Genomic DNA, 12,733 nt, shown 5'->3' with positions numbered 1-12,733 from the left:
CCGGTGCGTCCGGCGTCTTACTGCCGCGCTCTGGAGCGCTTCACGCCCATCATGACCAGCACCACGAAGACCGCGAGCCAGACCGCGACGTTGAGGAAGAGCATCCACAACGGGTCGGTCTGCCCGGTCGTGAGCACACCCTCGGTGAGCGGCCACCGGCTGAGCGCGACGAAGCCGTACAGGGGTGTGAACCGGGCGATGTCGAGCATCACGCCGTCGAGCGGCATGAAGACGTTCCCGAAGAACGCGAAGAAGGTCATCGAGATCGAGGCGAGGGCCGCCGCCGAGTCCGAGCTGAAGAAGAGTCCGACCCCGAGTCCGAACAGGCCGTACATCAGGCCGAGGCCGAGGATGATCCCTGCTGTGGCGACCCAGCGCCAGGCGTCGTCGGCGTGCGCTCCGGTCATCATCCCCGCGGCGAAGACCGCGACGAGCGCGAGCGCCGCGAACGCGACGGAGGTGAGCAGCTTGGTCATCGCGTAGCCGGCGGTGGTGAGCGGTGACATCGCGAGCTGGCGACCCCACCCCTGCTTCGCCTCGGTCGCCGCGAGCGAGGTCAGCGAGCTCATCGCGACCGCCGTCCCGTATGCGGCCATCGACGTCATGACGTAGAACGAGACGTTGCCGTGCCCCGCCGAGAGAGAGCCGTAGCCCATCCCGGCGCCGAACAGCAGATACATCGCGACCGGCATCGCCAGGGTGAACGCGAGCGTGTACGGGTTGCGCAGCTGGCGGACGCCTTCGATGCGCAGCATGGTGGGTGAGACGAGCATGTCAGTTCTCCGTGAGGGCCGTGAAGGCGGTTTCGAGGGTGGGTGCGGCGATCTCGAGGTCGTGAGCGCCGCCGTCGAGCAGGATGCGGGCGGCGGCGTCGGAGTCGGTCGCGCGGAGGCTGAGCCGGTCGCCGTCCACGCGGACGGCGCTGACCCCTCCATGGCCCGCAGGGTCGTGGTCAACACGGTCGATGCCGGGTCGACCGTCGCCGAGACGGTCCGCTCCCCCAGGCTCGCGCGCAGCGACGCGGTCGGCGCGTCCGCCACGACCGTTCCCCGATGCATGACGACGGTCCGCCGGGCGAACTGCTCCGCCTCCTCCAGGTAGTGGGTGGCGAAGATGATCGTGCGCCCCGCGTCCGCATCGGCCCGCATCACATCCCAGAAGTGTCGGCGCGCGGTGACGTCCATGCCGGCTGTCGGCTCGTCGAGCACGAGGATGTCGGGGTCGGAGACCATCGCGAGGGCGAACTTCACGCGCTGCTGCTCGCCGCCTGAGCACTTCGACACCCTCCGGCGCGCGCGAGGTGCTCGAGGTCGGCGCGCGCCATGACCTCGGCCACACGATCCAGCGCGTCGGCGCCGTACAGCGAGGCGATGAGTCGGACCGTCTCCCGACCGTCAGATCGCCGAGGAGTCCGCCCGTCTGGAGCACGGCGCCGATCGCCCCGCCAGATGTGGCCTGCTCCGGGGTGACACCGAGCACGCGCACCGAACCGCTGCTGGGTGCGCTGAGCCCGAGCAGCATGTCGAGCGTGGTGGTCTTGCCCGCGCCGTTCGGACCGAGCAGCGCGACGACCTCTCCGCGTCGGATCGACAGGTTCACCCCGTCGACGGCCTGGACGCGGCGGTCTCCCGTTCCGAAGTGGCGGGTGACGTCGTCGAGCTCGAGCACCACGGGGGCGTCCGCCGAGGTGTCGGATGCCGGTCGCGCGACGGCCCGCGTCGCCGGCTCGTGCACAGAGGAGTTGTTCATGCCTCCAGCCTCGCGGCGTCGCGGCTGCAGGACCGGAGGGCGGTGTCATCTCCTCGGCATGACACGTGTCATGCCGAGGGATGCGTCACTGCGCCGGGAGGAACGCCCCCTGCAGGAACTCCTCGAGCTCCGCGGTCGCATTCAGCGGGAAGATCGCCGCGACGTACTGGTCGGGCCGCACCACGACGACCACGCCGTCACGCGACAGCTCCCGTGCGTCGAAGATGTCGGTCGCGCACCACTTGCTGGGCCCTGCCGCGTAGACCTTCTCCCAGTCGGTGAGCCCGAGGGGTCCCGTCTTCGGCTGGAAGAGCGCCGGCGCCGAGGTCACCTCGACCTCCTCGAACGGCTGCGGGTACACGGCCTTCACGTCGAAGACCGCGTCGACGTCGGCGTCGGCCGGGGTGAAACGCGCGAACACGGGCTCGGCCGCTGCCGCCCAGGTGGCGAGCGCCTCGCCGGTGCGGTCGCCGAAGGCGTACACCCGCCAGCGCCCGTCGGCCTTGGCGTGGTGCCCGAGGTGCACGACGTTGCCGTCGCCTACCCGCACGACCTCGGCCGACTTGAACCGTTTGCCCAGCGGGAACCCGCCGGCGAGCGCCTGGTGCGCGCCCGTCCCGGTGATCATCGACGAGGTGTACTGGGTCATGAAGCCGGAGGGGAACTCGGCCGTGGCGAGGTAGTAGGTCGCGAGCTCGTTGGGGTCGGAGATCTCCTCGGGCTTGCGCGCCATCAGGCTCGACCACTCGCGGTCGAAGTCGATCAGCTGCTGAGCCACCGGCCGCCGCTCGGCACCATACGTGGCCAGCAGCGACTCCGGCGCGCGACCGGTGAGCACCGAGCCGAGCTTCCACCCGAGGTTGAACCCGTCCTGCATCGAGACGTTCATGCCCTGTCCCGCCTTCGCGCTGTGCGTGTGGCAGGCGTCTCCGGTGAGGAACACGTGCGGCGTGCGGCCGGAGTCGTCGATCACGTCGTCGAAGCCGTCGGTGACGCGGTGGCCGACCTCGTACACGCTGTGCCAGGCGACCTGCTTCACGTCGAGCGTGTACGGGTGCAGGATGTCGTTCGCGCGGCGGATGATCTCCTCGATGGGCGTCTGCCGCACCCGGTGGTCGTCGTCTTCCGCGACCTCGCCGAGGTCGATGTACATGCGCGACAGGTAACCGCCCTCACGCGGGATGTGCAGGATGTTCCCGGCCTCGGAGTTGATCGCGCACTTGGTGCGCCAGTCGGGGAAGTCGGTGTTGACCAGGACATCCATCACTCCCCACGCGTGCGCGGCGGAGGCCCCGACGTGTGTGCGACCGATGGCCTGGCGCACACCGCTGCGGGCGCCGTCGCTGCCGACGACGAACTTCGCCTTGATCGTGCGCTCTTCGCCGGCGCGCTCCCCTCCGACGTACCGGATCCGCACCTCGACCGGGTGCTCTCCGTCGTCGTGCACGGTGAGTCCGACGAACTCGACCCCGTAGTCCGGCACGATGCGGCCGGGGCCGTGTGCCGCCGCTTCGGCGAAGTAGTCCAGCACCCGCGCCTGGTTGACGATCAGGTGCGGGAACTCGCAGATGTCGTAGGCGTAGTCCGCGGTCCGGGTGGTGCGCACGATCTCGCGCGGGTTCTCCGGGTTCGGGCCCCAGAAGTTCATCCAGCCGATGTTGTACGCCTCGGCGATGATGCGCTCGGCGAATCCGAAGGCCTGGAAGGTCTCGACGCTGCGCGGCTGGATGCCGTCGGCCTGGCCGAGCGGAAGGCGACCCTCGCGCTTCTCGATGATGCGGGTGGCGATGCCGGGGTACTGCGACATCTGCGCGGCGAGCAGCATCCCGGCGGGGCCGGAGCCGACGATGAGCACGTCGATCTCTTCGGGGATGTCGGTCGGGCGATCGGCGCCGATGCCCGCGGCGTCCTGCACGCGCGGGTCGGCGGAGACATAACCGTGGTGGTGGAACTGCATCGTCGTCGATTCCTTCCGGACGTCTTCGTCGGGTCTTGCGTCCTGACAGCGAGTGTTCTATATTCGAACACGCTGTTCTACTATTGAACACAGCGTAATGCGCGCCGCCCGCGATCGCAAGGAGCTGCCCATGCCCGACAGCGCGACGACCTCCCCCGCCTCCCAGACGCTCAGCCGCGGCATCCGGATCCTGGAGGTGCTCGCAGACGCCCGTGAACCCCTGATGATCGACGAGATCGCGAGCCGACTCGGCGTCCACCGATCCATCGCCTACCGCCTGCTGCGCACACTGGAGGACCACAGTCTCGTCACCCGCGACGCTGCCGGGGCCGTCAGCCTGGGGGCCCGTATGGCCGCACTCGCCGCCGGCGTCGCCCACGACCTGCAAGCCGAAGCCCTTCCCGAACTCACCGCGATCGCCAACGACCTCGGCATGACCTGCTTCCTCGCCGTGCTCGACGGCGAGGAGTGCATCACCCTCGCGAGCGTGGAGCCGCGACACCCGGTCGCGAGCGTCGCGCAGCGCCCCGGCGCCCGGCATCCCGTCACGGTGGGGGCGCCGGGCAAGGCGATCCTGGCGCAGCTCTCCGACGCGGAATGGCCGAGAGAGGCCCCCGCCTCACTGGCCGCCGACGTCGACGCGGCCAGGAGCCGCGGGTACGCCACGAGTCACGATGAGGTCATACCCACCGTGCAGGCTGTGGCGGTCCCGCTCGTCCTGCGGGGCCAGCGCCCTTCGGCGATCGCCGTGCTGCACGTCGCGACCGACCTCGACGACGCCGAGATCGCCGCACGTCTGCAGCGATCGGCCGCCGTGATCCGCGAAGCGCTCGACGGCTGACCAGGGCGGCATGGCGACGCCCCGCCGCGCGTCGGCCGACACGGGAGCACCGTGTCGGCCGCGCACGCGACGGGAGCGCCGCTCGGGGGGTCAGGCCTTGGCGAGTCCGTAGATCGGGCTGACGGACTGCTCCTCCTCGTGATCGGGTCCGAGGGGGATGCCGGAGCGGTCGCGCAGCAGCAGCGTCGCGATCAGCCCGAGAACGGTCATGCCCGCCAGGTACCACGTCACGCCCTGCGTCGAACCGGTCGCCTGCACGATGGCCGTGGCGATGGTGGGCGCGAACGCCCCACCGGCGATCGCACCGATCGCGTACGAGATCGAGACCCCGGAGAAGCGGATGCTGGCGGGGAAGAGCTCCGCGTACAGCGCGGCCTGGGGGCCGTAGGTGAATCCGAGGCCGATCGTGAGGAGCGCGAGTCCGGCGAACAGCAGGCCGATCTGCCCCGTGTTCACCAGCGGGAACAGGGAGAACACGCCGACCAGCTGCAGCACCCAGCCGATGATGTACGTCGTGCGCCGGCCGATCCGGTCGCAGACCCATCCGGCGAGCAGCGTGGTGAGCAGCCAGGTCACGGCGGAACCGGCGACCGCCCACAGCACGGCTCCGGGCGCGAGTCCGATCGGACCTGCGGGGTCGGTGGCGTAACGCTGGATGTATCCGCCGGTGGTCATGTAGCCGACGGCGTTGTTGCCGGCGAAGACGAGCGCCGCGATGATCACCAGGAGCAGGTGCTTGCGGAACAGCTGCGCGATCGGCATCCGCGCCTTCTCCTTGCGCTCGGCCAGCTCGGTGAAGACCGGGCTCTCCTCGACCTTGCGTCGGACGTAGTAGCCGACGAGGATCAGCACGACGCTGAGCAGGAAGGGCACGCGCCAGCCCCAGATGGCGAACTGCTCGCCGGGGGCGATCGCCGTCATCAGCGCCATCACTCCCGAGGCGAGCAGCAGACCGAGCGGAACACCGATCTGCGGCGATGCGCCGAAGATGCCCCGCCTCTTGCGCGGTGCGTGCTCGACGGCCATGAGCACGGCGCCGCCCCACTCGCCACCGGCCGAGATGCCCTGGATGATGCGCAGGAGCACGAGCAGGATCGGTGCCGTGAGGCCGATGGTCTCGTACGTGGGCAGGAGCCCGATGAGCGCGGTCGCCGCCCCCATCAGGATGAGCGTCCACATCAGGACGGTCTTGCGTCCGAGCTTGTCTCCGTAGTGCCCGGCGAGGAAGGCGCCGAGCGGGCGGAAGAGGAAGCTCACACCGACGGTGGCGAACGCGATCAGCGCACTGTCCGCGCCGAGCGGCTCGAAGAACAGCTGCCCGAACACGAGTCCGACCGCTGTCGCGTAGATGAAGAAGTCGTACCACTCGACCGTGGTTCCGACGACGGTGGCGAACACGACTCGACGGCGATCAGCCGCTGTCGCGATGGTTCCGGTGGGCGTGAACCCATCCTGTGACTGCCCGCTCATGGGGTGTCTCCTTTGATTGTGACCGCATTGTCACGGCGCGCATCGGGAGTGAACCCGAAGTGCTTGCCGAGGGGTGAACCGATGATATATGATTTCGAATACGACGCACAAGGCGTCCGCAATACACCGCAGACGAGCGCGAGGAGGCGCCCCGTGACGGAAACACTCCACCGCCCCGGCAAGATCATCGCGATCCATCTGAGCTACGCCTCCCGTGCCGATCAGCGCGGTCGGCGCCCGGCATCCCCCTCCTACTTCTTCAAGCCGGCGAGTTCCCTCGGCGTCTCCGGCGGCACGGTCGAACGGCCGGCCGGAACCGAACTGCTCGCGTTCGAAGGCGAGATCGCCCTGGTGATCGGCACGGCCGCGCGCCGCGTGTCGCTCGACGAGGCCTGGGCCCATGTCGGCGCGGTCACGGCCTCGAACGACCTCGGCCTGTACGACCTGCGCGCGAACGACAAGGGCTCCAACGTCCGCTCCAAGGGCGGCGACGGCTACACACCCCTCGGCCCCGAGCTCATCGACGCCCGCACGGTCGACCCCACGGCCCTGCGGGTCAGGGCGTGGGTCAACGGCGAGCTGCGTCAGGACGACACGACAGCCGGACTCATCTTCCCGCTCGCACAGCTCGTGGCCGACCTCTCCCAGCACTTCACGCTCGAACCGGGCGACGTCATCCTCACCGGCACGCCGGCGGGGTCCTCGGTCATCGTGCCGGGCGATGTCGTCGAGGTCGAGGTGGATGCGCCTGATGCTCCTGGCGCTCCGACCTCCGGGCGTCTGGTCACCACCGTGACCCAGGGCGAGATCCCGTTCGACGCGGACCTCGGGTCCCTGCCCGCCGTGGACGATCTGCAGCGCACCGAGGCCTGGGGCTCGGCCGAGGCCGCCGGGCTCGCACCCACCACCGGTGAGGGGTCAGAGAACGCCGCGCGCCCTCCTGCCGATACGGCGATTCCTGCCCCCTCACGCCTCTCCCCCGAACTGCGAGCCCTGCTCCTCGAGGCTCCGACGGCCGGGCTCTCGGCGCAGCTGCGCAAGCGCGGCCACCACTCCTGCTTCGTCGACGGCGTGTCCGTCAACATCCCCGGCCGCAAGATCGTCGGCACCGCGAAGACGCTGCGCTTCGTCCCCTTCCGCGAAGACCTCTTCCGTTCGCACGGCGGCGGCTACAACGCGCAGAAGCGCGCGTTCGACGCGGTGGAAGACGGCGAGGTCATCGTGATCGAAGCGCGCGGCGATGCCACCACCGGCACCCTCGGCGACATCCTCGCCCTGCGCGCGAAGACCAGGGGCGCGGCCGGTGTCGTGACAGACGGCGGCGTGCGCGACTTCGATGCGGTCGCCGAGATCGGGCTGCCGGTGTTCTCGCAGGGGGCCCATCCCTCCGTGCTCGGACGCAAGCACGTGCCGTGGGACGTCGACGTCACCATCTCCTGCGGCGGTGCGACCGTGCAGCCCGGCGACATCATCGTCGGCGACAGCGACGGCGTGATCGTCATCCCGCCGTCCCTGGCGGCAGAGGTCGCTGCGGACGCCGTGGCGCAGGAGATCGAAGACGCCTGGATCGCCGAACAGGTTGCCGCCGGGCATCCGGTCGACGGTCTCTTCCCGCTCAACGCGGAGTGGCGAGCACGCTACGAGGCGGCGACGGGCGGCACGCGATGACGACCACGTCCGCCAGCAAGTCCGAGGTCGCGTACGACTGGATCCGCTCCCGCATCACCGGGCACATGTTCAGTCCCGGGTATCGCCTGGTGCTGGGTTCTCTCGCCGATGACCTGAAGATGAGCGTCGTCCCGGTGCGCGAGGCGATCCGTCGCCTCGAAGCGGAGGGGCTGGTGACTTTCGAGCGCAACGTCGGAGCGCGTGTGACGCTCGTCGACGAGAGCGAGTACGCGCACACCATGCAGACCCTCGGGCTCGTCGAGGGGTCGGCGACCGCGCTCTCCGCCCCGTTCCTCGACGAGGACGCCCTGGACGAGGCCGCCCGCATCAACGAGCGGATGTCGCAGATGCTCGACCACCTCGACGCGCACGCATTCACCGAACTCAACCGCCAGTTCCACTCGGTCCTGTTCGAGCCGTGCCCCAACCCGCATCTCCTCGACCTCGTGCACCGCGGCTGGTCACGGCTGTCGGCCATCCGCGATTCGACCTTCGCGTCGGTCCCCGGACGAGCCCAGCACTCGGTCGAGGAGCACACCGAGATCCTCGAGCTCATCCGCGCGGACGCAGACCCGCTCGAGATCGAGCTCGCCGCCCGCAACCACCGCTGGCGCACCATGGACGCGTTCCTCGATGCGCTGCACACCCGTTCCGCCCAGACGATCTCAGCCCAGACGACCGGAGACCTCTCATGACCGATTCGCGCATCCCCGCCGACCTCCCGGACCACATCCAGCACTACATCGACGGCGCGTTCGTCGACTCCATCGACGGCGACACGTTCGACGTGCTCGACCCGGTGACGAACCAGACCTACACGACGGCCGCCGCCGGCAAGAAGGCCGACATCGAGCTCGCGGTCGCCGCAGCGAAGCGCGCCTTCGACGAGGGACCATGGCCGCGCATGCTCCCCCGCGAGCGCTCGCGTGTCCTGCACAGGATCGCCGACATCGTCGAGTCCCGCGATGCGCGCCTCGCCGAGCTGGAGTCCTACGACTCCGGCCTGCCGATCACCCAGGCACTGGGCCAGGCTCGTCGCGCCGCCGAGAACTTCCGCTTCTTCGCCGACCTGATCGTGGCCCAGTCCGATGACGCCTTCAAGGTGCCCGGCCGTCAGATGAACTACGTCAACCGCAAGCCGATCGGGGTCGCCGGCCTCATCACGCCGTGGAACACGCCGTTCATGCTCGAGTCCTGGAAGCTGGGACCCGCTCTCGCGACCGGCAACACGGTCGTCCTCAAGCCTGCCGAGTTCACGCCGCTCTCCGCCTCGCTGTGGGCGGGCATCTTCGAAGAGGCGGGACTCCCGAAGGGCGTCTTCAACCTCGTGAACGGTCTCGGCGAGGATGCGGGCGACGCACTCGTCAAGCACCCCGACGTGCCGCTCATCTCCTTCACGGGCGAGAGCCGCACCGGACAGATCATCTTCGGCAACGCCGCCCCGTTCCTCAAGGGCCTGTCGATGGAGCTCGGTGGCAAGTCGCCGGCCGTGGTCTTCGCCGACGCCGACCTCGAGGCTGCCGTGGACGCCACGATCTTCGGCGTCTTCTCCCTCAACGGCGAGCGCTGCACGGCGGGGTCGCGCATCCTCGTCGAGCGCTCGATCTACGAGGAGTTCGTCGAGCGGTATGCCGCTCAGGCGAAGCGCGTCAAGGTCGGCTACCCGCACGACCCCGAGACCGAGGTCGGCGCGCTCGTGCACCCCGAGCACTACGACAAGGTGATGAGCTATGTCGAGATCGGCAAGGGCGAGGGACGCCTGGTCGCCGGCGGCGGTCGCCCCGAGGGCTTCGACGAGGGCAACTTCGTCGCGCCGACCGTGTTCGCCGATGTCTCCCCCGACGCCCGGATCTTCCAGGAGGAGATCTTCGGTCCGGTCGTGGCGATCACGCCCTTCGACTCCGATGAAGAGGCGCTGTCGCTCGCGAACAACACCAAGTACGGGCTCGCCGCCTACATCTGGACGAACGACCTCAAGCGTGCGCACAACTTCGCGCAGTCGGTCGAGGCCGGGATGGTGTGGCTGAACAGCAACAACGTGCGCGACCTCCGCACCCCGTTCGGCGGCGTGAAGGCCTCGGGCCTCGGTCATGAGGGCGGCTACCGCTCGATCGACTTCTACACCGACCAGCAGAGCGTGCACATCACGCTCGGGCCCGCACACAACCCGACCTTCGGCAAGAACTGACCCACCGCAGGAAGAAGCAAGGACGCTGACATGACCGACAAGACGGCAAAGACCCTCACCTCCTCCGGCTACTACGTGTCGCAGGAGGCACCGATCCAGTCCGACAACCCCGTCGCGACTCCGAAGGCCACCCCGCCCGACATCCTGCGCTGCGCGTACATGGAGATCGTGGTGACCGACCTGGCCGCTTCGCGCCAGTTCTACGTCGACATCCTCGGTCTCTACGTGACCGAAGAGGACGACGAGGCGATCTACCTGCGGTCGACCGAGGAGTTCATCCACCACAACCTCGTACTGCGCAAGGGCCCGATCGCCGCCGTCGCGGCATTCTCCTATCGTGTGCGCTCGACGGACGACCTCGACCGCGCCGTGGAGTTCTACACCGAACTCGGATGCGACGTGCGCCGCAACGAGAACGGCTTCGTGAAGGGCATCGGCGACTCGGTGCGTGTGGTCGATCCGCTCGGCTTCCCGTACGAGTTCTTCTATGCCACCGACCACGTCGAGCGCCTGTCCTGGCGGTACGACCTGCACACCCCGGGTGAGCTCGTGCGCCTCGACCACTTCAACCAGGTGACCCCCGACGTGCCCCGCGCCGTGCGGCACTACCAGGACCTCGGTTTCCGCGTGACGGAGGACATCCAGGACGACGAGGGCACCGTGTACGCCGCGTGGATGCGCCGCAAGCCCACGGTGCACGACACCGCAGCCACCGGTGGCGACGGGCCCCGCATGCACCATGTCGCCTTCGCCACGCACGAGAAGCACAACATCCTCGCGATCTGCGACAAGCTCGGGGCGCTCCGCCGCTCCGACGCGATCGAGCGCGGTCCGGGTCGCCACGGCGTCTCGAACGCCTTCTACCTGTACCTGCGCGACCCCGACGGCCACCGCGTCGAGATCTACACGCAGGACTACTACACGGGCGACCCCGACAACCCGGTCGTCACGTGGGACGTGCACGACAACCAGCGCCGTGACTGGTGGGGCACCCCGGTCGTCCCCTCCTGGTACACCGACGCTTCACTCGTGCTCGACCTCGACGGCAACCCGCAGCCGGTGATCGCGCGCACCGATTCGAGCGAGATGGCGGTGACCATCGGCGCCGACGGCTTCTCCTACACCCGCGCGGACGAGGGCGAGAAGTCGATGCCCGAGTACAAGCAGGGCGAGTACAAGCTGGGCCACCAGCTCTAAGGAGGCTCGGATGCTGTCAGCGGAGACCATCACCCAGATCGCGGCGGAGCTCGCCGAGGCCGACCGCGCGCACGCGGTGATCCCCCGTATCACCGCGCGTTTCCCGGAGGCGACGGTCGAGGACTCGTATGGGATCCAAGGCGTCTGGCGCGACTCGCAGATCGCGGCAGGGCGCCGGCTCGTCGGTCGCAAGATCGGCCTGACGTCGAAGGCGATGCAGCAGGCGACCGGTATCACCGAGCCCGACTACGGCGTGATGTTCGACGACACCGTGTACGAGTCCGGTGCCGAGATCCCGGTCGACCACTTCTCGAACGTGCGCATCGAGGTCGAGCTCGCCTTCGTGCTCAAAGAGCCTCTCGAGGGTCCGGACTGCACGCTCGAAGACGCCCTCGCCGCGATCGACTATGCCGTGCCGGCCCTCGAGGTGCTGAACTCGCACATCGAGCTCGAGGGCCGCACGATCGTCGACACGATCAGCGACAACGCGGCCTACGGGGCCATGGTGCTCGGCACGGTGCACAAGCGTCCGGACGAGATCGACCTGCGGTGGGTGCCTGGCGTGCTCTCGCGCAACGGCGAGATCGAGGAGACCGGCGTGGCCGCCGGGGTGCTGGGTCACCCGGCGACCGGCGTGGCGTGGCTGGCGAACAAGTTCCATCAGCACGGCGCGCGTCTCGAAGCCGGCGAGATCATCCTGGCAGGATCGTTCACGCGCCCGATGTGGGTGTCGCGTGGCGATGAGGTGCTGTGCGATTACGGACCGATGGGAACAATCGCATGCCGCTTCGTCTAGACCCTTCCTTCCGCGAGCAGCTCGCAGGCGCGGATCACCCGTTCGTGGGGATGTGGGTGTGCTCGGGCAGCCCGCTCCTGGCCGAGGTCGCCGCAGGGTCGGGGCTCGACTGGCTGCTGATCGACATGGAGCACTCGGCGAACACTCTCGAATCCGTGCTCCTGCAGCTCCAGGCCGTCGCCGCGTATCCGATCGCACCGCTGGTGCGCGTGCCCTCCAACGATGCGGTCGCGATCAAGCAGATCCTCGATCTCGGCGCGCAGAACCTGATCGTGCCGATGGTGTCCTCCGCTGACGAAGCGCGCGCCGCTGTCGCCGCGACCCGGTATCCCCGGCAGGGGTCCGCGGGGTGGGCAGCGCCCTGGCCCGCAGTGCACGGTGGAACCGCATCGATCGCTATCTGCAGGAGTCCGCGCAGCACACCTCCCTCACCGTGCAGATCGAGACGGCGGCGGGTGTCGAGGCGGCGGCCGAGATCGCCGCGGTCGACGGCGTCGACGCGGTGTTCGTCGGTCCCTCCGATCTCTCCGCCTCGATGGGGCTGCTCGGTCAGCAGACCCATCCCGATGTGACCGCGGCCGTGTCCTCGGTGTTCTCGGCGGTCACCGCTGCCGGCAAACCGGTCGGGGTGAACGCGTTCGATCCTGCGGCCGCGGATGCGTACCTCGCCGCGGGCGCCGACTTCGTGGCGGTTGGCGCCGACGTCGCCCTCCTGGCGCGCGCCTCCGAGGCGCTGGCCGCACGGTTCATCCGCACGGACGGAAGCACCCGCGCCAGCTACTGACCCAGCGGGTCGGGTGCGCGCCTCGAACGCGCAGCCGCCGGGCGCCGCGGTCGCTCTGCTCACCCTGCTGGTGCCTGCCGTGT

Annotated in this window: 9 protein-coding genes and 2 pseudogenes; 7 read left to right on the top strand and 4 right to left on the bottom strand. The window is 69.2% G+C overall.

Annotated features, from left to right (window positions below; genetic code table 11):
• Window positions 1-17 precede the first annotated feature (17 nt).
• From K1X59_RS20975 to K1X59_RS06120, 3 genes and pseudogenes are all read right to left on the bottom strand, one after another.
• Window positions 18-1,250 carry an ABC transporter permease gene (locus tag K1X59_RS20975; protein ID WP_258567117.1) on the bottom strand — a complete coding sequence of 411 codons (1,233 nt, stop codon included), beginning with the start codon at window positions 1,248-1,250 and terminating at the stop codon, window positions 18-20.
• Window positions 1,251-1,413: 163 nt separating this feature from the next.
• Window positions 1,414-1,749 (bottom strand): annotated as a pseudogene (locus K1X59_RS20970) (ATP-binding cassette domain-containing protein); the annotation flags it as partial.
• Between the two features lie 85 nt (window positions 1,750-1,834).
• Complete coding sequence (locus K1X59_RS06120; protein WP_220174037.1) at window positions 1,835-3,706, bottom strand: FAD-dependent monooxygenase; 1,872 nt, start codon at window positions 3,704-3,706, stop codon at window positions 1,835-1,837.
• Window positions 3,707-3,836: 130 nt separating this feature from the next.
• Here K1X59_RS06120 and K1X59_RS06115 point away from each other — a divergent pair, with 130 nt between their 5' ends.
• A complete protein-coding gene (locus K1X59_RS06115; RefSeq protein WP_183152177.1) occupies window positions 3,837-4,547 on the top strand; it encodes an IclR family transcriptional regulator in 711 nt (236 codons plus the stop codon).
• A gap of 90 nt (window positions 4,548-4,637) precedes the next feature.
• On the opposite strand, the gene K1X59_RS06110 is transcribed toward K1X59_RS06115, so the two are convergent.
• Window positions 4,638-6,017 carry an MFS transporter gene (locus K1X59_RS06110; protein WP_183152176.1) on the bottom strand — a complete coding sequence of 460 codons (1,380 nt, stop codon included), beginning with the start codon at window positions 6,015-6,017 and terminating at the stop codon, window positions 4,638-4,640.
• Between the two features lie 81 nt (window positions 6,018-6,098).
• Between K1X59_RS06110 and K1X59_RS06105 the strand changes: the two genes are divergently transcribed.
• The 6 genes and pseudogenes from K1X59_RS06105 to K1X59_RS06080 all read left to right on the top strand — a co-directional run bounded on the left by K1X59_RS06105 (window position 6,099) and on the right by K1X59_RS06080 (window position 12,650).
• Window positions 6,099-7,685: a fumarylacetoacetate hydrolase family protein gene (locus K1X59_RS06105; RefSeq protein ID WP_258567116.1), complete on the top strand. Its 1,587-nt coding sequence runs from the start codon at window positions 6,099-6,101 to the stop codon at window positions 7,683-7,685.
• Complete coding sequence (locus K1X59_RS06100; RefSeq protein ID WP_183152175.1) at window positions 7,682-8,380, top strand: GntR family transcriptional regulator; 699 nt, start codon at window positions 7,682-7,684, stop codon at window positions 8,378-8,380. The genes K1X59_RS06105 and K1X59_RS06100 overlap by 4 nt, the downstream gene beginning before the upstream one ends.
• Entirely contained in the window at window positions 8,377-9,873 is a 1,497-nt protein-coding gene (hpaE, locus tag K1X59_RS06095; protein ID WP_183152174.1) for a 5-carboxymethyl-2-hydroxymuconate semialdehyde dehydrogenase, read from the top strand. The genes K1X59_RS06100 and hpaE overlap by 4 nt, the downstream gene beginning before the upstream one ends.
• Before the next feature lie 30 nt (window positions 9,874-9,903).
• Window positions 9,904-11,070, top strand: coding sequence for a 3,4-dihydroxyphenylacetate 2,3-dioxygenase (hpaD, locus tag K1X59_RS06090; RefSeq protein ID WP_183152173.1), 1,167 nt, complete (start codon window positions 9,904-9,906; stop codon window positions 11,068-11,070).
• A 10-nt stretch (window positions 11,071-11,080) separates the two neighbouring features.
• On the top strand, window positions 11,081-11,866 hold the full coding sequence (locus tag K1X59_RS06085) for a fumarylacetoacetate hydrolase family protein (protein WP_183152172.1): 786 nt from the start codon (window positions 11,081-11,083) through the stop codon (window positions 11,864-11,866).
• Window positions 11,851-12,650, top strand: a pseudogene (locus tag K1X59_RS06080) (HpcH/HpaI aldolase/citrate lyase family protein). The gene K1X59_RS06085 and the pseudogene K1X59_RS06080 overlap by 16 nt, the downstream one beginning before the upstream one ends.
• The last annotated feature ends 83 nt before the right edge of the window (window positions 12,651-12,733 follow it).

This window comes from Microbacterium sp. Se5.02b (assembly GCF_019464375.1).
Lineage (GTDB): Bacteria > Actinomycetota > Actinomycetes > Actinomycetales > Microbacteriaceae > Microbacterium.
The sequence above is the reverse complement of the archived record's forward strand: the minus strand, read 5'-3'. Positions and strand labels throughout refer to the sequence as shown.